This window comes from Paenibacillus sp. JT31N17 (assembly GCF_056269255.1).
In genome coordinates, this window is sequence record NZ_JBWDNP010000004.1 from 15,618 (window position 1) to 38,553 (window position 22,936).

General features: G+C 51.8%; 19 protein-coding genes and 1 tRNA gene. 17 read left to right on the plus strand and 3 right to left on the minus strand.

Features of this window, described 5'->3' with window-relative positions; translation table 11 throughout:
* The first annotated feature begins 249 nt into the window (after positions 1-249).
* The 8 genes from AC0YOB_RS15700 to AC0YOB_RS15735 all read left to right on the plus strand — a co-directional run bounded on the left by AC0YOB_RS15700 (position 250) and on the right by AC0YOB_RS15735 (position 8,676).
* A complete protein-coding gene (locus AC0YOB_RS15700) occupies positions 250-1,995 on the plus strand; it encodes a tetratricopeptide repeat protein (protein WP_475793585.1) in 1,746 nt (581 codons plus the stop codon).
* Between the two features lie 30 nt (positions 1,996-2,025).
* On the plus strand, positions 2,026-2,982 hold the full coding sequence (gene trxB / locus AC0YOB_RS15705) for a thioredoxin-disulfide reductase (RefSeq protein ID WP_210045086.1): 957 nt from the start codon (positions 2,026-2,028) through the stop codon (positions 2,980-2,982).
* 240 nt (positions 2,983-3,222) lie between these two features.
* Positions 3,223-4,173 carry an ROK family glucokinase gene (locus AC0YOB_RS15710; protein WP_475771121.1) on the plus strand — a complete coding sequence of 317 codons (951 nt, stop codon included), beginning with the start codon at positions 3,223-3,225 and terminating at the stop codon, positions 4,171-4,173.
* A gap of 303 nt (positions 4,174-4,476) precedes the next feature.
* Positions 4,477-5,364: an RNase adapter RapZ gene (gene rapZ / locus AC0YOB_RS15715; RefSeq protein WP_210045084.1), complete on the plus strand. Its 888-nt coding sequence runs from the start codon at positions 4,477-4,479 to the stop codon at positions 5,362-5,364.
* Between the two features lie 8 nt (positions 5,365-5,372).
* Positions 5,373-6,359, plus strand: a complete 987-nt coding sequence (locus AC0YOB_RS15720; RefSeq protein ID WP_475793586.1) for a gluconeogenesis factor YvcK family protein — start codon at positions 5,373-5,375, stop codon at positions 6,357-6,359.
* A gap of 7 nt (positions 6,360-6,366) precedes the next feature.
* Positions 6,367-7,296, plus strand: coding sequence for a DNA-binding protein WhiA (gene whiA / locus AC0YOB_RS15725; RefSeq protein ID WP_210045082.1), 930 nt, complete (start codon positions 6,367-6,369; stop codon positions 7,294-7,296).
* 103 nt (positions 7,297-7,399) lie between these two features.
* Positions 7,400-7,669 (plus strand): HPr family phosphocarrier protein, encoded by a 270-nt coding sequence (locus AC0YOB_RS15730; RefSeq protein ID WP_188999798.1) that lies wholly within the window; start codon positions 7,400-7,402, stop codon positions 7,667-7,669.
* Positions 7,670-7,851: 182 nt separating this feature from the next.
* Positions 7,852-8,676 carry an SIMPL domain-containing protein gene (locus tag AC0YOB_RS15735; protein WP_475793587.1) on the plus strand — a complete coding sequence of 275 codons (825 nt, stop codon included), beginning with the start codon at positions 7,852-7,854 and terminating at the stop codon, positions 8,674-8,676.
* 166 nt (positions 8,677-8,842) lie between these two features.
* On the opposite strand, the gene sda is transcribed toward AC0YOB_RS15735, so the two are convergent.
* From sda to AC0YOB_RS15750, 3 genes are all read right to left on the minus strand, one after another.
* Positions 8,843-9,139, minus strand: coding sequence for a sporulation histidine kinase inhibitor Sda (gene sda / locus AC0YOB_RS15740; protein WP_210045080.1), 297 nt, complete (start codon positions 9,137-9,139; stop codon positions 8,843-8,845).
* Positions 9,140-9,403: 264 nt separating this feature from the next.
* A complete protein-coding gene (gene clpP / locus AC0YOB_RS15745; protein WP_210045110.1) occupies positions 9,404-9,985 on the minus strand; it encodes an ATP-dependent Clp endopeptidase proteolytic subunit ClpP in 582 nt (193 codons plus the stop codon).
* Positions 9,986-10,189: 204 nt separating this feature from the next.
* Positions 10,190-10,264: transfer RNA gene (locus AC0YOB_RS15750), tRNA-Arg, on the minus strand.
* Between the two features lie 232 nt (positions 10,265-10,496).
* Between AC0YOB_RS15750 and AC0YOB_RS15755 the strand changes: the two genes are divergently transcribed.
* The 9 genes from AC0YOB_RS15755 (at position 10,497) to rnr (ending at position 22,852) form a co-directional block, all read left to right on the plus strand.
* Positions 10,497-11,534, plus strand: coding sequence for a sugar-binding transcriptional regulator (locus AC0YOB_RS15755; protein ID WP_475771123.1), 1,038 nt, complete (start codon positions 10,497-10,499; stop codon positions 11,532-11,534).
* 104 nt (positions 11,535-11,638) lie between these two features.
* Entirely contained in the window at positions 11,639-12,643 is a 1,005-nt protein-coding gene (gene gap, locus AC0YOB_RS15760) for a type I glyceraldehyde-3-phosphate dehydrogenase (RefSeq protein ID WP_475793588.1), read from the plus strand.
* Positions 12,644-13,112: 469 nt separating this feature from the next.
* Positions 13,113-14,294, plus strand: a complete 1,182-nt coding sequence (locus AC0YOB_RS15765; protein ID WP_475793589.1) for a phosphoglycerate kinase — start codon at positions 13,113-13,115, stop codon at positions 14,292-14,294.
* Between the two features lie 153 nt (positions 14,295-14,447).
* Positions 14,448-15,200 carry a triose-phosphate isomerase gene (tpiA, locus tag AC0YOB_RS15770; RefSeq protein WP_210045076.1) on the plus strand — a complete coding sequence of 251 codons (753 nt, stop codon included), beginning with the start codon at positions 14,448-14,450 and terminating at the stop codon, positions 15,198-15,200.
* A gap of 1 nt (position 15,201) precedes the next feature.
* Positions 15,202-16,740, plus strand: a complete 1,539-nt coding sequence (gene gpmI, locus AC0YOB_RS15775; RefSeq protein ID WP_475793590.1) for a 2,3-bisphosphoglycerate-independent phosphoglycerate mutase — start codon at positions 15,202-15,204, stop codon at positions 16,738-16,740.
* A gap of 198 nt (positions 16,741-16,938) precedes the next feature.
* Positions 16,939-18,234: a phosphopyruvate hydratase gene (eno, locus tag AC0YOB_RS15780; RefSeq protein ID WP_210045074.1), complete on the plus strand. Its 1,296-nt coding sequence runs from the start codon at positions 16,939-16,941 to the stop codon at positions 18,232-18,234.
* A 257-nt stretch (positions 18,235-18,491) separates the two neighbouring features.
* The gene (locus tag AC0YOB_RS15785) at positions 18,492-19,256 is read left to right on the plus strand and encodes a sugar phosphate isomerase/epimerase family protein (RefSeq protein WP_475793591.1); all 765 of its coding nucleotides are present in this window, start codon (positions 18,492-18,494) and stop codon (positions 19,254-19,256) included.
* Positions 19,257-19,391: 135 nt separating this feature from the next.
* Positions 19,392-19,625 carry a preprotein translocase subunit SecG gene (gene secG / locus AC0YOB_RS15790; protein WP_210045072.1) on the plus strand — a complete coding sequence of 78 codons (234 nt, stop codon included), beginning with the start codon at positions 19,392-19,394 and terminating at the stop codon, positions 19,623-19,625.
* Positions 19,626-19,795: 170 nt separating this feature from the next.
* Positions 19,796-22,852: a ribonuclease R gene (gene rnr / locus AC0YOB_RS15795; RefSeq protein ID WP_475793592.1), complete on the plus strand. Its 3,057-nt coding sequence runs from the start codon at positions 19,796-19,798 to the stop codon at positions 22,850-22,852.
* Positions 22,853-22,936: the final 84 nt, after the last annotated feature.

Genomic DNA, 22,936 nt, shown 5'->3' on the forward strand with positions numbered 1-22,936 from the left:
TTTGCGGGATAATAGAGGAGCTCTTTCTTCTGGCTGATCGCGAATTGCTCTATATATGACTGCCTTATTCCGGCAGCACCTACCCCTGAATCGCGTGTGCTCCCCACTCCTATTAATCGCCCTTTTATTGGAAGCGGTTAGTCGTCAGTGCGGGCAGTCCGCGATTTTGCCACATTTCTTTCGTGTATGGATAGGCCGCGCTATGGTATAATCGTAGAAACTTTGAAGTACCGGGGAGGTGCCTTGCGGATGAAAGAAAAGAAACGTGCGGCCGTGAATAACAAAACGAAAGTTATACCGATTCAATGGGATGCTACGTTCTTCTTCGAGCGAGCTGTACGCTCGCTGGATCGATATCATTATGACAAGGCACTGAAGTATTTCCGGCGTGCAGTCGAATACGAACCGGATAATCCGGTTAACCATTGCAATATGGCTGGCATTTTGTCTGAAATGGGCAATTATGAAGGGTCTAACGATATCCTCCGTATGATCGTGGAGGAGATGGATCCCGAAATGACGGAATGCCATTTTTATATGGCGAATAATTTTGCCAATATGGAGATGTATGAAGCGGCAGAGGAAGCGCTGGTCCGTTATCTGGAAGAGGACGAAGAAGGACAGTTCCTCGAAGAATCCGAAGAGATGATGGAGCTGCTCCATTATGAGCTGGAGCGGCCCACCAAGCTTGCCTTTATCAAGGCGCGAGAGGGTGTTTATGAGCATGATCAGGCACGCTCGCTGCTGGAGGAAGGCAAGTTTGTAGAAGCGGTGAGACTGCTCGAGAGCATCGTGGAGAAGAACGCGAACTTTCTTGCTGCACGCAACAATCTGGCGTTGGCTTACTATTATATGGGGTTGTTCGACAAGGCGCTTGCGACGATCGGAGACGTTCTGGAAATTGAGCCGGGCAATCTGCATGCGCTGTGCAATCTGGCGATTTTTTATCAGCATTCCAACGATCAGGTTCAATTGAAGCCGCTCGTCGAGCTGCTGGGCAAGACGGTGCCTTTTCATGAAGAGCATGTGTTTAAACTGGCGACCACAATGGGCATACTTGGCGAGCATGGGGAAGCCTATCGGCATTTCACGAGGCTGCTCAGGGACAGCTCGCTGCAATCGGATGCCTGCTTGTATCATTACACGGCTGTTGCTTCAAGCAATATAGGCAGATTCGCTGAGGCAGAGCGTTTGTGGCTGCAGGCTGGCAAAATGGATCCGACATCCAATGTTCCCGGCTATTACCTGGAGCAGCTAGCCAGTGTGCGTGCAGGGAAGCATCCTGCCCCCATCAGCTATCATTATCATCTGCCTTTCGAGGAGCAGTTCAAGCTCTGGGAGAAGTCAACCGACGCGATTCCTGATCATCTGAAGCGGGATCCGCTCGTACGGTCCTCATTCTTCTGGGCGCTGCGCCACGGTGATCGGCATACGAAGCTTCAAGTCATTCAGGCGCTTGGTTTAATTGCAGACAATGAGGTTAAAGATGCGCTGCGTGAATTTATAATTGAGCCGCAGGAAGAGGATTATCTGAAAAGAATCGCTATCTTTGTACTTCGGTCCATTGGTGTCCATGATTCTCTCCATGCGATACTTGAAGGGGAAGATACGGTTATTGAACACAGCCGCATGCCTTCCCGTCTTCCGGTCTGGGAGGAGAAGTGGCAGGCTGTGCTTGAAGCTGCGCTTGTCCGTATGAAAAAGCACTATGATCTGGTGCAGCAGCATGATCTGCTCACCCTCTGGATTGAATTTCTGTCACGCGTTTATCCGGACGTGCCCAAGCTCGGCAAGGTCGAGGGCTGGGCAGCCGCATTGGAATATTTAACGGCCAAAATGCACCGGCGGGCGATTTCGTACCATGAGGTGTCCCAGCGTTATGGAACATCCATTGCGACCGTAAGCAAATGCGCCAAACGCATTGATGAAATATGCGGTATCAAGGAAAAAATGAAAATGATTTTTCCCGCTTTAACTGCAGATCACCAAGAATAAGAACATGCGAATGTGAAGGAGGAATTTTGTATGTATAAATCAATCATTATCGGAACAGGACCTGCCGGACTGACGGCGGCCATCTATCTGGCCCGCGCCAACATGAACCCCCTTGTCATTGAAGGGCCGGAGCCTGGCGGACAGCTGACGACAACTACAGATGTGGAGAACTTTCCCGGTTTCCCTGACGGGATCATGGGTCCGGACTTAATGGCCAATATGCGCAAGCAGGCAGAGCGGTTCGGAGCGGAGTTCCGCACAGGCTGGGTAAACTCGGTTGATATGTCCAAACGTCCGTTCACGATTCAGGTTGAAGGTCAAGGCGAGCTGCAGGCTGAATCGCTTATTATCTCGACTGGAGCATCGGCCAAATATCTGGGTATTCCCAATGAACGGGAAAATGTCGGACGCGGTGTCAGCACCTGCGCCACCTGCGACGGATTTTTCTTCCGCGGCAAAAAAATAATCGTGGTCGGCGGCGGCGATTCCGCAATGGAGGAAGCAAGCTTCCTGACCAAATTCGCTTCCGAGGTCGTACTCGTTCACCGCCGTGAGGAAATGCGCGCATCCAAAATTATGCAGGACCGCGCACGCGAGAACAGCAAAATCAAGTGGTCTCTGAACCGTACTCCTCTTGAGGTAGTGGCTGGCGAGCACAGCGTAACCGGCTTGAAAGTGCGCAACAACGAAACGGGCGCTGAAGAAATTATTGAAACGGATGGTATTTTTGTCGCTATCGGCCATACTCCGAACACCAAGTTTCTTGGGGGTCAATTGGAAACCGACGAAACTGGCTATTTGATTGTGAAGCCTGGCACTTCAGAGACCAATATACCGGGTATATTCGCTTGCGGTGATGTCCAGGATCATAAGTACCGCCAGGCGATTACAGCAGCAGGCAGCGGTTGTATGGCTGCTCTGGATTGCGAGAAATTCGTCGAGGGTCACGCTGTTCATGACTGGAGCGAAATCCTTAATCAGGATTAAACGACTCTGCAAAAAAAAGCTCATCAGACAGATTCTGATGCAATATGATGATAAAAAGACGCTGTCCACCCAGCATGGACGGCGTCGCTTCATGTAAGGCTTCCGAGGTGCATACCTCCGGCAAGCAGGAGGCTATCTTTAGGCTTTTCAACGTTTTCCAGATGCTTGACCAGTTGGTAACGTTCGCTTATAGTTGAACACAGAAGCCCCCCATCCCTATATTATTGAGGTGTCCTATTCATGTCTGAGAAGATTGTTATTGGCGTTGATATCGGCGGAACTACGATTAAATTAGGAATTTGCAGTAGTGAAGGCGAGCTTCTCCATACGTATGAAGGGCCGACAGGTGTTGAGAACGGCTCGGATGTTGTATGTCAAAATATTGCGGATTACGCCCGTTTAATCGTAGAGCAATCCCCATTCAGCTGGGATCAGGTTGAAGGCGTTGGCGTTGGTATCGCCGGCTTCCTGGATATACCCAAAGGGATCGTGAAATTATCGGTAAATCTTTATTTTAATAATGTGCCTCTGAAGGAAATCCTGGAAGAAAAGCTGCAAACCAAGGTTCTCGTTAATAATGATGCGAATGTTGCAGCGCTTGGCGAAGCTTGGGCCGGCGCAGGACGCGGGATATCCGATTGCGTATGTTACACGCTGGGAACCGGTGTCGGCGGCGGAGTCATCATTAACGGTAAAATCGTCGAAGGCTTCCGCGGAATGGCCGGGGAGCTTGGGCATATGTCCGTGGTGCCCGATCTGGAAGCCATTCAATGCAACTGCGGCAAAATGGGCTGTCTGGAGACCGTATCCTCAGCAACTGGCATTATTCGAATGGCCAAGGATGCTGTAGAACGTGGAGACCGTACATCGTTATCCTTTGTACCGGACATTATGGCGAAGGATGTGCTGGATGCTGCGAAAGCAGGCGATGAAGTGGCGATCCGGATCGTTAATCGTGCCGCATTTTATTTAGGTAAATCCATGGCTGCCGTTGCAGTCATCCTGAATCCTCAGCGTTTCATTATTGGGGGCGGAGTGTCTAAAGCGGGCGAGTTCCTGTTCGAACAGATTCGGGAAGTGTTCAGCAAATTGACACCGGAGATGGCCCAGGAGGGTGTCGAAATCCTGCCGGCTATTCTTGGCAACAATGCGGGAGTCGTAGGGGCTGCCGGTTTGATCATTCGTTCTTAAAAGCTTCCAACCTGACCGAATAAATATCGTGCCCGTTGTGTAATATGGGATTGAGCAGACGCACGTTAATATACCTGAGCTTGGAATTAAAGGTTGGCAGGGTTGCTGACAACCGAATCGCGAATTGCTGCGATTGACGGTTGCTAGTGTACTGACAACCGAATCGCAAATTGCTGTGATTAACGGTTGCTAGTGTGCTGACAACCGAATCGCAAATTGCTGCGATTAACGGTTGCAGCGGTACTGACAACCGAATCGCAAATTGCTGCGATTAACGGTTGCAGTGGTTGGGAGGAATAAGCGATGGATGCGGGAACAGCGATGGCAAAGCTGGTCATCATCACGGGCATGTCCGGGGCCGGAAAGACGATTGCAGTGCAGAGCCTGGAGGATCTCGGCTATTTCTGTGTCGATAATTTGCCGCCGGTTCTGATTCCGAAGTTTGCCGAGTTAATTGAGCAATCTAATGGCAAAATAGGTAAAGTGGCGCTTGTTATCGACCTGCGGGGACGCGAGTTCTTTACGGCATTATCGGAATCACTCAGCTATGTGAAGGATCATTTTACAATCGGTTATGAAATTTTGTTCCTGGATGCTACCGATAGTGTGCTTGTACAGCGATATAAGGAAAGCCGGCGGCGCCATCCTCTCGCTCCGGAAGGCCTCCCGCTGGAAGGCATCAAGCTGGAGCGCAGAATGCTGGAGGATTTGAAGGGCTGGGCAACTCAGGTCATTGATACGAGCAATCTGAAGCCAGCCCAGCTCAAGGAAAGAATCATGTCCCGGTTTGCCAATGCCGATCTGAGCATAATATCCATTAATATTACTTCGTTCGGCTTCAAATACGGCATTCCGATTGATGCGGATTTGATCTTCGATGTCCGTTTTCTGCCTAATCCGCATTACGTGGAGCATCTGCGGCCAAACACGGGGCAGGATCCCGAGGTTTATGAATATGTCATGAAATGGCCGGAGACGCAGACCTTTCTTGCCAAGCTGCTGGATATGCTGCAGTTTCTGATTCCGCTTTACCGCAAAGAAGGCAAAAGTCAGGTTGTCATTGGGATCGGCTGTACAGGCGGCAAGCATCGTTCCGTGGCTCTTGCTGAATATTTGGGCCGTACGCTGGGCAGCAGCGATACAGAGCTCATTCGGGTCAGCCATCGGGATGCTGATCGTGATCGGCACTGAGGTGGGCCATGACTGAACAAGCCAACAAAAAACGACAGCCCCGTATCGTTGTTATCGGCGGCGGCACGGGACTGTCTGTAATGCTGCGGGGACTCAAAGAGAAGCCGCTCGATATTACAGCTATCGTAACGGTTGCCGACGATGGCGGGAGTTCGGGCATTCTGCGCAGCGAGCTGCAAATGCCGCCGCCCGGCGATATCCGGAGCGTGCTTATTGCCTTGGCTGATGTGGAGCCGCTGCTGTCTGATTTGCTCAAATACCGCTTCAGCAATGGTACCGGCCTTGCCGGCCATAGCCTTGGCAATCTGATGCTGGCCGCGATGACTGACATCGCAGGGGACTTTGTATCCGCTGTTCGAGAACTGAGCCGGGTACTTGCGGTTCGCGGACGCGTTCTGCCGGCGGCCGGGCAGGCGATCGTGCTGCACGCGGAATTGGCGGACGGCACGATCGTGACCGGGGAGTCGAATATCCCTAAGGCGGGACAGCCAATCAAACGGGTGTTTATCGAGCCTGCTGATGTGGAGCCCCTGAAGGAAGCGGTTGAAGCGATTCAGGACGCCGATGCCATCCTGATCGGTCCGGGAAGCTTGTACACCAGCATTATCCCGAATCTGCTGGTTCCCAAGCTGGCACAGAGCATTATGGACTCGGACGCGATCAAAATGTTTGTATGCAATGTCATGACTCAGCCTGGAGAGACGGACGGTTATTCGGTCAGTGATCATTTGGCGGCTGTTCATGCCCATGTCGGGCATCATCTGTTTGACTATGTTATCGTGAATAATGGTGAAATCCCACCTCAGGTGCAGCTGAAATATGCGGAGCTTGGGGCCGAGGCCGTTCATTTGGATCTGGATGAAGTGAAACGCCGCGGGTATAAAGTCATCGCCGACCGGCTTGTGCTGTTTCGCACCTATTTGCGTCACGATGCGGTACAGTTAAGCCATCATATTTATCAGCTGGTGGAAAACTGGATGGAACGAAAGAGGTGAGAGAACGATGTCATTTGCGGCCCAAACGAAAAAAGAACTAACCCTTATAGAGTCGGAGCCCTGCTGTGAGCGAGCGGAATTGTCTGCCCTCATTCGGATGAACGGATCTGTGTCGGTATCCAGCCGCAAAGTCATTCTCGATATCTCTACCGAAAATGCAGCCATTGCCAGACGGATATATACCCTTATCAAAAAGCAGTTCGATGTCCATACAGAGCTGCTTGTCCGCAAGAAAATGAGGCTCAAGAAGAACAATGTGTATATTGTCCGCATACCGGCCAAGGTTCAGGAAATCCTGAGCGATTTGCGTATTGTTTCCGAAGGGTTTATGTTTAATCAGGGGATTGACAAAGAAATGCTCCGCAAGTCCTGCTGCAAGCGTTCCTACCTGCGGGGGGCTTTTCTGGCCGGAGGTTCTGTCAATAACCCGGAAGGTTCTTCGTATCACCTAGAAATTGCCGTCATGTATGAGGAGCACTGCAAGGCGCTGGTGGATTTGGCGAACAAGTTCGACTTGAACGCGCGCTGCATCGAGCGTAAGAAAGGGTTCATTTTCTACATGAAGGAAGGCGAGAAGATCATCGAGCTTCTGAACATCATTGGTGCCCATCAGGCGCTGTTCAAGTTCGAGGATGTCCGGATTATGCGCGATATGCGCAATTCGGTGAACCGTATTGTTAATTGCGAAACAGCGAATCTTAATAAAACGATCGGCGCTGCTGTCAGGCAAATTGACAATATTAAACTGCTCCAAAGGGAAATGGGCCTCGAGAATCTGCCCGAGAAGCTGCGGGAAGTGGCAGAGGTGCGCCTCATGCATCCGGATATCAATTTAAAGGAAGTCGGCGAGATCCTCAAAGGGAAGGTCAGCAAGTCAGGCGTGAACCATAGATTGAGAAAACTCGACGAACTTGCGGAAAAATTAAGGAACGGGTAGCATAAGGCTAGTTAAGTTGCTGCAAAAGTGGTATAATGGAGAATAAAATGACGTTTGCAATCTCAATCGCACGATTGAATTAAGTTTAGGGGGTAAGGTTTCCATGACAAGGCATCCGGTTGTCGTTCGACTGAAGACAGGTCTTCATGCAAGACCGGCCGCACTTTTTGTTCAGGAAGCGAACAAGTTTTCTTCCGAGGTGTTCGTCGAGAAAGACGAAAAAAAAGTGAACGCGAAATCGATTATGGGGATTATGAGTCTTGCGATCAGCTCGGGGACGGAAGTAACCATTAGCGCGGAAGGTTCGGATGCCGACCAAGCTGTAACCGCTTTAGTCAATTTGGTCAGTAAAGAAGAGCTGGAGAACCAATAAACAATAAGAAATGAACTGGTGCCTCCAGTTGAGGCAATAGAAGTTCTTTCGAAGCAGAGAAGTCCCATGATGGGGCTTTTTTCTGTGTCAAAAAGGCTGTGGATACAGATAACTGCAACATCCTGGCCGACTATGACGTTATAGAAAATGTAACCAATTTTTATGCAAAGGGGATGATTGTAATGGTTGAGAAGAAGACCGAACAAACTCAGACCGGGACAGAAACGAATCAGATGGTAAAACCAAGAGGCCGCTCGAAGTGGGTATTAACGGCTGCGCTCGCTGTCGCTGTAGGAATTGGAGCTGTCATCGGGGCAAGCGGAGGCAAAGGCGACGTATATGCTGCCGGGGAGGCTGGAGAGGTGCAGAAGGGGATTATCACCGTTAGTGGGCAAGGCGAGCTGCAAGCGGCGCCAGATGTGGCTTACGTCAATGTGGGCGTGGAAACACGGTCAGCGACAGCCAAGGAAGCACAAGCCAGCAATGCGACGAAGTTTGCCGCTCTTCAGACCGTATTATTCGAAAAAAGCAAGTTGGCCGAGAAGGACGTAAAGACAACGAACTTTAATGTCCAGCCGCAGTATACGTACAACGAAAAAGACGGCACGAACAAAGTGACCGGTTATGTGGCTATCCACAGCATCCAAATCACTACAAGAGACTTGATCAATATCGGTCAACTGCTGGACAACCTTTCGGCTGCAGGCGCCAACCGGATGGATGGCGTACAATTTGATACGGAGAAGCAGGATCAATACGAGCTTCAGGCATTGGAGAAGGCGATGGCCAACGCAAAGGCCAAAGCCGAGACGTTAGCCAAAGCAGCAGGCAAACAATTGAAGGCGGCCGTTAATATATCACAAACCAGCTCAGGCAGCATTCCCGTGTACAACAAAGGCTTGATGTCCGCTGTTCCTCAGGCCGCGGCGGATAGTGCTTCCACATCGATACAGACCGGCGAAATTACGCTGTCTGCTAATGTACAGGTCTCTTACGAAATGGAATAACAATCGCACCACGGGCAGGGATAAAAAAGAAGCGGAGCGCCTGGATTTCCAAGCAACTCCGCTTCTTTCTTTGTGGAACCATTCATAGAAAGCGTCGTGCCGCCATCCTAGAGGGATAGCGGCACCACGCCGGGTTGAGAGCGTTAGTCTGGCAAGACGAGAGAGCCTAATCAGACTCGGATAAACCACGCTGCTCGATGGCTTGCTCGATTAAAGAAATAAACTCTTCCGAGAGCCGCATCGCTTTGGCTTCTTGATAGACTTCGATCAAATGTACGTCGCTGAGCGGCCGTAAAAGAAGGGATTTATCCTGCATCGGCAAATAAGATTTGCGATTTTCATGTAGGGTAACAGATTGATCAAAGGAACGATCAAATGCTGGCGTGAAATGGTTGTAAATGTAACCAGGTTCACTGGGACGGATGAAATTTCGCACGCTTGCGAAAGGATTTGATAGTTTCATGCGTGTGCAACTCCGTTTGTTAGATTTCAATAACAGCCTAAGTGTCGGTGAATCTGGAATCATTTAGTACATATTAACATGAAAAATTAATGGAGTCGTTACCAATTCAACGCGCCGAATTTTTCTTGACATTGGTCAAATACTGTGATATGGAAGCTATGCCTAAGGATAAAGAAAGAGTGCAGGTCCATTTTCTGGATCGGCACTCTTCTCTTTCGTTATATAAGGGAAAAACCGGAATGGCGGTATAGGATTTAGGAAACCTTACAGCTTCTCAATAACTTTATCGACCAGACCGTAAGCCTGTGCATCTGCAGCAGACATGAAATAATCGCGATCGGTGTCGCGCTCGATTTTCTCAAGCGGCTGACCTGTACGCTCGGCCAGGATTTTGTTCAAGGTATCGCGCGTTTTCAAGATATGCTTGGCGCGAATCTCAATATCGCTCGCTTGTCCTTGCGCTCCGCCCAGCGGCTGGTGAATCATGACTTCGCTGTTGGGCAGCGCATGTCTTTTGCCTTTTTCGCCGGCAGCAAGCAGGAAAGCGCCCATGGAAGCAGCCATACCAACACATATGGTGGATACGCTTGGTTTGATGAACTGCATGGTATCAAAGATAGCCAGACCTGCAGAGACCGAGCCGCCAGGACTGTTGATGTAAAGCGAGATATCCTTCTCAGGATCATCCGCAGCCAAGAACAGCAGCTGTGCGATGATGGAATTAGCGACAATGTCATTCACAGGAGTGCCAAGGAAAATAATGCGGTCTTTCAGCAAGCGGGAGTATATATCGTAAGCGCGCTCGCCGCGGTTGCTCTGCTCAATAACCATAGGTACAAAGTTCATTTCCAAAGTAATTCCCTCCTAATAAGTGTTATGCGCTGCTCTTCTGCTGTATTAGCTTTTTCGCGGACACACGGCCCGTATCCAAAACATCGGCTTGTTAGATCAGCTTTATATCCACATCATAAACCATTGTTTTTTAAAAGTCAAAGATGGTCAAATTAGTGGTATTAAAAAACCGGCAGTTGCCGGCAGATGTGTTTTATATGGCGCGCCCGCGAGGAATCGAACCTCGATCTCAGGCTCCGGAGGCCTACGTCATATCCATTGGACCACGGGCGCAAATGTGATAGCGAAAATAAGTATATGTGATTACTGGAAGAAAAGCAAGGGCTTATGCAAAGATAAATTTGTGTAAATCGTGACGGAAAGCGGTTTCTTCCGTTAAACCTGACTTGCCCCTCATGAAATTTTGGAGTACAATAACGGTGGGACTTAAAATGATCATGCGGGACGAAAAATGTCCACGAGAACCGGATACCGAATTCGGCGCAACTGGAGTTGATGTTGAAAGATGCAATCTCTCATCGAAATTCAGCAGCAGCTGCTGCCGGATCTGCTTGCCGTCATGAAAAAAAGATATCTGATTCTCAGGCAGGTGATGTTATCCGACATGATTGGCCGGCGGACGCTTGCCGCATCGCTGGATTTGTCGGAACGTGTGCTGAGGGCCGAGACGGACTTTCTGAAGGAGCAGGGCCTGCTTCACGTCGAAACGGCAGGCATGCGCATCAGCGACTCTGGAAGACGGCTTCTGGAGGATATGGAGCCCTTCTATAAGGAGATGTTCGGCCTCACGGAGCTGGAGCAGCGGCTTCGCAAGTATTTTGGACTCAAGCATGTGTGGATTGTCCCGGGTGACTCGGATTCCTCTGTGCATACCAAGCGCGAGCTTGGGAAGGCCGGATGCGCCGCACTCCGCAAGATGATGAACAAGGACGATGTCGTCGCTGTAACCGGCGGTTCGACGCTCGCTTCGGTGGCCAATCAATTAACCACCCAGACGCCTTTGAAGGGAAACTGGTTCGTACCGGCTCGCGGAGGATTGGGCGAGAGTCTGGATTATCAGGCGAACACGATTGCTTCCACAATGGCCAAGCGTACTGGAGCCCAGTACCGGCTGCTGCATGTACCCGATCATTTGGGCGAGGAAGCCTATCTGACACTCATGCAGGAACCGAATATTCGCGAGATTGTCGATGTGATCCGCAGCGCCCGCATTGTCATCCACGGCATCGGAGACGCTATGGTCATGGCACGGCGAAGACGGGTTAATGAGGAAGTTATTGCAGCCATGACTGCTGAAGGCGCGCTTGCCGAATCCTTTGGGTATTATTTTGACCGTGATGGCGCGGTTGTTCATAAGATGCCGACGGCGGGACTGCGCCTGGAGGATATTATGGAGACGGAAGTGGTAATAGCCATTGCAGGCGGAAGCAGCAAGGGCGAGGCGATCGCCGCTGTGATGCGATTTGGGCATGATGATATTCTGGTGACGGATGAAGCTGCGGCCCTGGTTATTGTAGCAATGCTTGATGAAGAACAGCAGTAAAGCAAACACATATAAGCGAGATCTTGACGGTTGCAGGCGGCTGACCGGCTGCTGAAGCAGACGTCTTAAGATATAAATTAAAACCAAACCTAGGAGGAAACAAAATGGTAAAAGTAGGTATTAACGGATTTGGTCGTATTGGTCGTAACGTTTTCCGTGCTGCTCTGAACAACCCGGAAATTCAAGTGGTGGCTGTGAACGATTTGACAGACACGAATACACTGGCTCATCTGCTTAAATATGACACGACTCATGGAACGCTTGACGCAAAAGTTGAAGCAAAAGAAGGCGCCCTGATCGTTAACGGACGCGAAATCAAAGTATTTGCAGAGCGCAACCCCGAGAACCTGCCATGGGCTTCCGTAGGCGCTGAAATCGTTGTAGAATCCACAGGTATCTTCACAGCTAAAGAAAAAGCCGAGCTTCACCTTAAAGGCGGAGCGAAAAAAGTTATCATCTCGGCACCTGCTACTAACGAAGACATCACGATCGTTATGGGTGTTAACGAAGATAAATACGATCCTTCTGCACACACTGTAATCTCCAACGCTTCTTGTACAACGAACTGCCTGGCACCTTTTGCCAAGGTTATCAACGAAAAATTCGGAATCGTCAAAGGTATGATGACGACCGTTCACTCCTACACCAACGACCAATCCGTTCTGGATGTGCCGCATAAAGACCTGCGTCGCGCCCGCGCAGCCGCTGAGAACATCATTCCTTCATCCACCGGCGCTGCAAAAGCAATCTCCCTGGTTCTGCCTGAACTGAAAGGCAAACTGAACGGTATGGCTATGCGCGTTCCTACGCCAAACGTTTCCCTTACGGATCTGGTTGTTGAAGTAAAAAGCAATGTCACTGTTGAAGAAGTAAACAGTGCCCTGAAAGAAGCTTCCGAAGGACCGCTGAAAGGCATCCTTAACTATTCCGAAGAGCCGCTTGTATCGAGCGACTACAACGGCGACCCTGCTTCTTCCACAATCGACGCATTGTCGACGATGGTTGTTGAAGGCAACATGGTCAAAATCATTTCCTGGTACGATAACGAGTGGGGCTACTCGAACCGTGTAGTTGACCTCGCTGCTTATATTGCGTCCAAAGGGTTGTAAGATACTATCCCCCCTATATCCCCCTTGGAAAGGGGGACCCCAAGGGTTCCCCTCTGGACACCCCATATTCGCGAAGGAGTTGCCTGTGGCAGCTCCTTCGCGGCGGTTTACGGCTGGCCCGCTTTACGTCCATGGAACAACCCTTAACGGGTTGTTCCGGGACCCAGCTCTACTGCGGCGCTCCTGTACGACGGGACTGACCCGAGAGATGGAGCTGTGTAATGCGTGCTGCGTGCTGGTAGCAACCTGAAAGATGTAAGCAAATACGAAACATATTTGAGATAGATGTTCTTGTCCCCCATTTTGGGGGAATAATAGAGATAGATAACCTGCGCTACTGTGTAAGTGAGGAATTTTTTGCGGGATGGATAGGGATTTGGAGAGCTTTGCATAGATTTAAGAACCTTTATCGTGTTCCCAGAGGCTCGAGGACGGGGAAGATTTAAAGGTTACTTAGGAGGGTTACGGGATGAACAAAAAAAGTGTACGTGATGTTGAGGTAGCCGGCAAGCGCGTGTTTGTGCGCGTGGATTTCAATGTGCCCCTGGAAAACGGTGTAATCACGGACGACAAGCGCATTCGCGAAACGCTGCCGACGATCAATTATCTGATTGAGAATGGCGCAAAGATCATTCTGGCCAGCCATTTGGGCCGTCCGCAAGGACAAGTTGTGGAAGATCTGCGGTTGACGCCTGCGGCTGCTCGTCTCTCCGAGCTGCTTGGCAAGAAGGTGCTTAAAGCTGATGAGGTTGTCGGCGATGCCGTGAAGGCTCAAATCAGCGGGCTGCAGGCCGGCGATGTGCTGCTGCTTGAGAATGTCCGTTTTGAAGCAGGCGAAGAGAAGAATGATCCGGCTCTTGCGAAAGCTCTTGCCGAATTGGCTGACCTGTTCGTCAACGACGCATTCGGCGCCGCTCACCGCGCCCATGCTTCGACCGAAGGCATTGCTCATTTCCTGCCGGCCGTATCCGGTCTGTTGATGGAGAGAGAGCTTGATGTGCTCGGAAAAGCGTTGCTGAACCCTGAGCGTCCGTTCACGGCAATTGTCGGCGGCTCGAAGGTTAAGGACAAAATCGACGTTATCAACAAAATGATTGAAATCGCAGATAATATCATTATCGGCGGCGGCTTGTCCTATACATTCTTCAAGGCGCAGGGCCATGAAATTGGTCAATCGCTGTGCGATGATTCCAAGCTTGAGCTTACGAAGGAATTTGTCGAGAAAGCGAAGAAGCTAGGCAAGCAGTTCCTGCTGCCGGTGGACATCGTGATCTCTGATGATTTCAGCGCAAGCGCAAATACCAATATCGTGGATATTGATGGCATTCCGGCAGATTGGGAAGGCATTGATATCGGACCGAAAACTCGCGAAATCTACGCGGATGTCATTAAAAACTCGAAGCTGGTCGTATGGAACGGACCGATGGGCGTATTTGAAATCGAGCCTTTCTCCCACGGTACTCAAGCCGTTGCCCGCGCTTGTGCGGAAACGTCTGCTTATACGGTCATTGGCGGCGGCGATTCCGCAGCTGCAGCAGAGAAATTCGGCCTCGCCGACAAAATGGACTTCATCTCCACCGGCGGCGGAGCGTCGCTTGAATTTATGGAAGGCAAAGCGCTCCCGGGCGTTGTTGCATTGAACGATAAGTAGGTCTGGCAGGTTCTTTGGTTAATATGCTTTGCGGATCAAGCATGGCTTCCGCAGAGCCCGAATGTAACGCTTTGCGGAGCAAGCTTTGCTTCGCAAAGCCCAAAGTAACGCTTTCGAAGCAGCTTTGCTTCGCAAAGCCTGAGGAGCTGACGTATGCGTAAACCGATTATTGCGGGCAACTGGAAAATGTTCAAAACGATTTCCGAAGCGGAATCCTTCTTCGCCGATGTGAAGGGCAAAGCCGAGATTGACGGCGTCGAAGCTGTTATCTGCGCGCCTTACCTGGCGCTTCCTGCGCTTGTGGAAGCAGCGAAAGGAACAACGATTGCAATTGGCGCCCAAAATCTTCATTTTGAAGACAGCGGTGCGTTCACGGGTGAAATCAGCGGTGTGATGCTTAAAGATCTTGGCGTGCAATACGTCATTATCGGCCATTCCGAGCGCCGCGCTTATTTCCTGGAGACAGACGAAATCGTGAACAAGAAGGTTCATGCCGCATTCAAGCACAGCCTCACTCCGATTGTCTGTGTAGGCGAGAAGCTGGAAGAGCGCGAAGCGGGTCAAACCAAGGATGTATGCAACCTGCAGACCGTTGCAGCTTTCCAGGGCCTTTCGGCAGAGCAGGCGGCTGAAGTCGTCATTGCCTACGAGCCGATCTGGGCTATCGGAACAGGCAAATCCTCCACTTCCGCTGACGCCGAAGACGTCATTGCCTTCATTCGCGGCGTGGTTGCCGGATTGTATGATGCTTCCGTCGCGGATGCTGTCCGCATCCAGTATGGCGGCAGTGTAAAACCAAACAATATCAGCGAGTATATGGCTGAACCGAACATAGACGGCGCGCTGGTAGGCGGTGCAAGCTTGGAGGCCGCTTCTTACATTCAACTCGTGGAAGGGGCGAAGTAAGATGGCTGCTCCAAAACCGGTCGCTCTTATTATTCTCGACGGCTTTGGCCTTCGCAATGATGTGACGGGCAATGCCGTCGCACAGGCGAATAAGCCGAATTACGACCGTTACTGGTCAAGCTATCCGCATACAACGCTGACGGCCTGCGGTGAAGCAGTCGGTCTGCCCGAAGGTCAAATGGGCAATTCCGAGGTCGGCCACCTGAACATCGGCTCTGGCCGGATTGTGTATCAGGAGCTGACCCGCATCAGCAAATCGATCCGCGACGGCGATTTTTTCGACAATGAAACGCTGGTCGGAGCGGTTCGATACGCCAAAGCGCACGGCAAGAAGCTTCATCTGTTCGGTCTTCTCTCCGACGGTGGCGTACACAGCCATATCCAGCACTTATTCGCGCTGCTTGATCTGGCTAAGAAGGAAGAATTCTTCGAGGTGTATATCCATGCGTTCCTGGATGGCCGGGATGTTGCGCCTGACAGCGCGTTTGGCTTCATGAAGCAGTTGATTGCCAAGATCGAACAGGTTGGCGTCGGCAAGATTGCAACGGTGCAAGGCCGCTACTATGCCATGGACCGCGACAAACGCTGGGAGCGTACGGAGAAGTCCTATCGTGCGATGGTATATGGCGAAGGGCCGCAGAGTACGGATCCCCTTCAAGCGATCAAGGAATCCTACGAGCAATCCGTAATGGACGAGTTCGTGCTTCCAACCGTCATTACAGGGGAGAATGGCGCTCCTGTCGGTCTTGTAGAAGATGAGGATGCAGTTGTGTTCTTCAACTTCCGTTCCGATCGTGCAATTCAATTATCGCAGGTTTTCACCAATAAAGAGTTCCATGGCTTCAAAAGAGGCTCCAGGGAGCCACAAAATCTGCATTTCGTCTGTTTGACCAAGTTCAGCGACACGGTCGAAGGCTATATCGCCTTCACGACGAAGAATCTGGACAACACGCTTGGCGAGGTTTTGGTGCAGAACGGCAAGAAGCAGCTTCGTATTGCCGAGACTGAGAAGTACCCGCATGTGACCTTCTTCTTCAGCGGCGGACGCGATGTGGAGCTTCCCGGCGAAACGCGGATCCTGATCGGCTCACCGAAGGTGGCGACCTACGATCTGAAGCCGGAAATGAGCGCATACGAGGTTGCGGATGCGGCAGTTAAGGAAATTGAGGCAGGCAATCAGGATGCCATTATTCTTAATTTTGCAAATCCGGATATGGTCGGTCATTCCGGCATGCTGGAGCCGACGATCAAAGCCATTGAAGCGACCGACGAATGTCTGGGCAAGGTTGTAGAAGCGGTTCTGGCCCAGGGCGGCGTCTGTCTGATTACGGCGGATCACGGCAATGCGGATATGGTTATCGACGAGGATGGGCTTCCCTTTACCGCACACACGACCAATCCGGTTCCTTTTATCGTGACCAAACCGGGTGTCACGCTTCGCGGCGACGGTATTCTGGCGGATATCGCTCCAACCATTTTAAGCTTGATGGAGCTTTCCCCGCCTATCGAAATGACCGGGAAATCCATGATTCAGGAATAACGGATATGGTATAGTAAGAGAAGCTTTTTTTAAAATATAAGGAAAGTATAAAATTTCTTGATACTTTGCTTATATCTATAAGGGAAGAAACTTGGCTAAGCCGCCAAAAGGATAGCGAAGCCGTTTCTTCCTGGCAGCAGCATGTGTTATAAATGAATCCGCTCGACCTACCCTAACTATTAAAGGAGTGTTTGGTACATGTCTATTATCACTGACGTATATGCTCGCGAAGTGCTTGATTCAAGGGGCAACCCGACTGTAGAAGTAGAAGTATCCCTGGAATCCGGCGGCAAAGGCAGCGCAATCGTTCCTTCCGGCGCTTCCACTGGCGCATACGAAGCGGTTGAGCTTCGTGACGGCGACAAAGGACGTTACCTCGGTAAAGGCGTTCTGAAAGCCGTTGAGAACGTCAACACCATCATTGCACCGGAAATTATCGGACTGGACGCACTGGATCAAGTGCTGATCGACCGTAAAATGATCTCCCTGGACGGCACGCACAACAAAGGCAAACTCGGCGCTAACGCAATTCTTGCGGTGTCCATGGCCGTTGCCCGCGCAGCTGCTGACGCTCTGAACGTATCTCTGTACACGTACCTGGGCGGATTCAACGCCAAGACGCTTCCGGTTCCGATGATGAACATCGTCAATGGGGGCGAGCATGCCGACAACAACATTGATGTTCAGGAATTTATGGTTCTGCCTGTTGGCGCAGAAAGCTTCAAAGAAGCGCTTCGCATTGGCGCTGAAATCTTCCACAACCTGAAATCGGTTCTGAAGGACAAAGGCCTGAACACCGCTGTCGGCGACGAAGGCGGCTTCGCTCCCAACCTCGGCTCCAATGAAGAAGCGATCACAACCATCATCTCGGCGATCGAGCGTGCCGGCTACAAGCCAGGCGTCGATGTATTCCTGGGTATGGACGTGGCTTCTACGGAGTTCTTCAAAGACGGCAAATACCACCTCGAGGGCGAAGGAAGATCGTTTACGCCTGCTGAGTTCGTAGACCTGCTTGCTTCCTGGGCGGACAAGTATCCGATCCTTACGATCGAAGACGGCTGCTCCGAGGACGATTGGGAAGGCTGGCAGCTGCTTACCGAGAAATTGGGCGGCAAAGTACAGCTGGTCGGCGACGATCTGTTCGTAACGAACACCGAGCGTCTGTCCACGGGTATCGAGAAAGGCATCGGCAACTCGATCCTTGTGAAAGTGAACCAGATTGGTTCGCTTACCGAAACCTTCGACGCAATCGAAATGGCAAAACGCGCCGGTTACACGGCTGTTATCTCCCACCGTTCCGGCGAGTCCGAGGACAGCACGATCGCTGATATCGCGGTTGCCACAAATGCCGGTCAAATCAAAACAGGCGCTCCGTCCCGTACGGACCGTGTAGCGAAATACAACCAATTGCTTCGCATCGAGGACCAATTGGGTTCAACTGCGATCTATGCAGGCAAAAGCGCATTCTACAACTTGAAGAACTTCAAGAAGTAATCATCAATAAAGCCAAAATGGCAAAAGAATGTCCCAAAAGGCGCAGTAGTAACCTTCGGGAGGTTCGTTATAATAAGAGGAGAGATGGCGGGGCTTTGGACCGCCTGATCTCCTCTTTTTTGCTGGCAGGGAAAATTGGAGCAAAGCAAAAACGCATAACCTTCGAAGGTATGTTATTTGCGCTGCAAAAAGAAGCGTGTGCTTTCCAGTGTTATATGTTGTTTTGCTTCACAAAAAAATTGAACGAGGTGGATGATATGGCAAAACCGGTGGTTGGCTTACAGTTATATACGCTGCGTGATTTGACGGATAAGGATTTTCTGGGCACGATCCGCAAGGTGGCCGATATGGGCTATAAGGCGGTTGAGTTTGCGGGATATTTCAATACGCCGGCGAAAGAGCTGAAGTCAGTCCTTGACGGCACAGGATTGGAAGCGCCTTCTGCTCATGTGGGACTGAACTTCTCCTCCCCGGACAAGATTCAGGAAGATCTGGCGAGGCAAATTGAATATGCTCAGGAAATCGGCCTCAAGTACATCGTAACGCCTTGGGCGCCACTGCCGGAGAATCCGGCGGAGGAAGACGTGAACAGCCTTGCGGCGATTCTGGAGGCCGCAGGCAGACAGGTGAATGAGGCAGGTCTGAGATACGGTTATCACAACCATGCTTTTGAATTCAAGCTGGTGAATGGCCGGCCCCTGATTGACCTGCTGCTGGAGCGTGTGCCGGCTGAGTATTTGTTTGCCGAATTTGACCTGGGCTGGGTGCATATGGGCGGACAGAAGCCTATCGATTATGTGAACCGGTACGCCGGACGTGTTCCGCTCGCCCACTTCAAGGATTTCGGCGAGGGAACCCGCGATACGGAGGTCGGCAAAGGTGTGGTCGATCTGAAAAGCGTTCTTGGTGTAGCTGAGCGGGCCGGAATTGAATACTTTATTGTGGAGCAGGAAGAGTTCAATTCCTCGTCGCTTGAAAGCGCGAAGATCTGTCTGGAATTTTTCCGCGAGAACGGGTTTTAAATAAGGGCCCTGCCCGTTGTCCGTCTTGTATTAAAATTTTTGCCGTGATATAATAAAAATGCTGTTTTACTGGTCTTGTCCCGTGTAACGACAAGGCAGCGGCAAAATGATGCTCCTTGTTTGGGAGGTGGAACCATGGAAATTACATTTAGAATTTTGCTTGTTATTTTCGCAGTGGGCTTGATCTCTGTAGTTCTTCTGCAAAAAGGTAAAAGCGCAGGATTATCGGGTGCGATCTCTGGCGGTGCCGAGCATTTGTTCGGTAAACAAAAGGCTCGCGGTCTGGATTTATTTTTGCAGCGCTTGACAATCGGCATTGCTGTCGGATTCTTTGTGCTTGCATTGGTTGTTGCTTACTTAGTCAAATAAGTTAAAGCTATGCAGCGAAAAGCGGGATGACCCCCGCTTTTTTTATTTGCCCTAAACGACTGCGGATGGTAGCGGCCACTTTCGTGTATACTATATAGTATATGGAAATCTATCAACCGACTGCTGCATACTCATATAGACGGCAAAGCGGTACACGAGGTGAGAGGAATATGGCGACGGAGCAGCAGCTTTTGGATTTTATGCACGAGCCCGCGTATAAGCCGATGACATATAAAGAACTCGAAGAGCATATGGGCGGCGGCGATGCCGAATCCTTCAAAGCTTTTTTGATTCTGCTCAATCGGCTGGAGGATGAAGGAAAAATCATCCGTACCCCCAAGGACCGCTATGGCGTTCCCGAGCGGATGAACCTGCTGCGCGGCCGAATTCAGGCGCATGCGAAGGGGTTTGCTTTTCTGATCCCGGAGGACAAGGAACACCCGGATGTCTACATCGGGGCCAATGATTTGAAAAGCGCCATGAATGGCGATACGGTGCTGGTCAAAATCACCTCCAGGAGCGAGAACGGCGGACGTATGGAGGGTGAGGTCAACCGGGTTGTGGAGCGCGCTGTAACCCAGGTGGTGGGTACATTCGACAATCACGAAGCTTACGGATTCGTGGTGCCGGACGACAAGCGGATCAACCGCGATATTTTTATTGCCAAAGGGGAGTTCAAGGGGGCAGTCTCGGGCCAAAAGGTTGTCGTCCGCATCATCTCTTATCCGGAGGGCCGCTCGGCTGCAGAAGGCGAGATTGTCGAGGTGCTCGGCCATAAAGACGACCCCGGCGTGGATATTCTGTCCATCATCCGCAAGCATCAGCTGCCCGAAGGCTTTCCCGAGGATGTGCTCGCTGAAGCGGAGGCCGCGCCTGAATCCATCAGCGATGAAGAAATCGCGCAGCAGGGACGCCGGGATTTAAGGAATAAAGTGATTATCACGATCGACGGCGAGGATGCCAAGGATCTGGATGACGCGGTTAATATCGAGCGTCTGGAGAACGGCAATTATTTGCTGGGCGTGCATATCGCTGATGTCAGCTATTATGTGCGCGAGAAGTCGGCGCTGGACCAGGAAGCGTACCGCCGCGGATGCAGCGTCTATCTCGTGGACCGGGTGATTCCGATGCTTCCGCACCGGCTTTCCAACGGCATCTGCTCGCTGAATCCGCAGGTGGACCGTCTAACGATGTCCTGCGAGATGGAGTTCGATGCCGCTACGCTGAAGCGGGTCAGGCATGATGTGTTCACCAGCGTCATCCGGACCAAAGAGCGTATGACATACACCAATGTGCGCAAAATCGTGGCGGATAAGGATCCGGAAGTGATGGAGCGCTACGCCGAGCTGGTGGATACGTTCACATTGATGGAGGAGCTTGCCATGCGCCTGCGTTCCACGCGGATGAAGCGGGGGGCGATCGACTTTGATTTTGTGGAAGCCAAGGTCATTGTGGATCCGGAAGGGAAGCCTGTCGACATTGTGAAGCGCGAACGCTCGATCGCCGAGCAGATCATTGAAGAATTCATGCTCGCCGCCAATGAGACCGTTGCGGAGCATTTCTACTGGCTCAAGGTTCCTTTCCTTTACCGGATTCACGAAAATCCGGACTCCGAGAAGCTGCTGCATTTTGTGCAGTTCGCGGCTAATTTCGGTTACACGGTGAAAGGCAAAGGCGGAAGTGAAATTCATCCGCGCGCGCTGCAGACGCTGCTCGAGGATATCCGCGGCACGAAAGAGCAGACGGTTATTTCCACCGTTATGCTGCGCTCCATGAAGCAGGCCAAATATGATGCCCAGAGCCTAGGCCATTTTGGTCTTGCCGCAGAATTCTATTCCCATTTCACATCGCCTATCCGGCGTTATCCCGATCTTGTCATCCACCGTGTTATGCGCGAGGTGCTGGAGAACGGCGGTACGCTGCCGGAATCACGGATTGAGGCGCTTGCGGCCCGCATGCCGGATATTGCCCAGCAATCTTCCGAGCGGGAGCGTGTCGCGGTCGATGCGGAGCGCGATACGGAGAAGCTGAAGAAATGTGAATATATGCTCGACAAAATCGGCGAGGAATTCGAGGGCATCATCAGCGGCGTGACAAGCTTCGGGATATTCGTGGAGCTCGACAATACCGTTGAAGGACTTATTCGTCTCAGCAACCTGAACGATGATTATTACCATTTTCATGAGCAGCATATGCTGCTTATCGGCGAGCGGACATCGAAGATGTACCGTATCGGCGACGAGCTTCGCGTCCGTGTTGATGCCGTAAGCATGATCGAGCACACGATCGATTTCGCTATTGTGGAGAGCAAAGCGGAAAGCGTGGAACGCGGCGGACGCGGACGCGAGTTCACAGACGCGCTGCCGGGCGGCGGCCGAGGCAAACGCAGTCAAGGCACGGCTGCCGGTGGTCTGCGCAGCGGGCGCGGCGGCAAGAGCGGCGGAGCGGATGCCCGCGGCGGCGAGCGTGGGCGCAAGCCGGGCGCGGCGGCACTAGGCGGCGGGCGCAAAGGCGGCGTGAAAGCGAAACGCGGGCGCAAGCCCGGTGAAGCGGGCGCTGACCGCGGACCGCGCGGCGCGGAAGCGGCAGGCCGTGGTTCGGCCGAGGGCGGCCGCGGACGCGGAGCAGCAGGCGGAACGGCCAGTGTAGGTCCGCGTGGGAGAGGTCAAGCGGAGCCAGCCGCTCAGCCGCGTAAGGCAAGACGTGCCGGCGGAGCTGGAGAAGGCAGTGAGATAAAGAGAAGCAAAGGCGACGAACGCGCCTGGAAACCGGAGGATGATTATAACTTGGACCGAATATTGGGGAATGAAGATAACAGCAAGGGAACAATAGCAGCAGCGGCGGAGCAGATTGATTCGAATGCCGCGCCTGCGCGCCCGGTGCGCAATGATATGTGGGGCCTCCCGATTCGCGGAACGGGCGGCATTATTGATGATGGTGAAGATCCGGATGACCGTAGCGGCAAGAGAGGCCGCGGAGGCTCTTCAGGCCGGAATGGCCGTTCGGGCGGCGGGCGGGGCATGGGCCCTACCACGACTCGCGTTGGACGGAACCAGTCTTCAGCAGGCAGGTCCGGAGGACCCCGGGCTAAGAAACCGGCGGGGAGTGCAGGCGGCGCCAGCGCAGCAAGCCCAAGCGGCAACCCGCAAGGTAATGCCGGCAGACCGGCCAAGAAGAAAAACGAAGGCGGCGGACCGGCAGCTGTTGCCAAGAATAACGAAAATTAAAGCCGAAACCGGTTAAAGCAGCTGCTGGCGGTTCTTGATTTCAGCCGGTAAAGTTGCTACAATGGACTCCTGACTAAAGGCTGT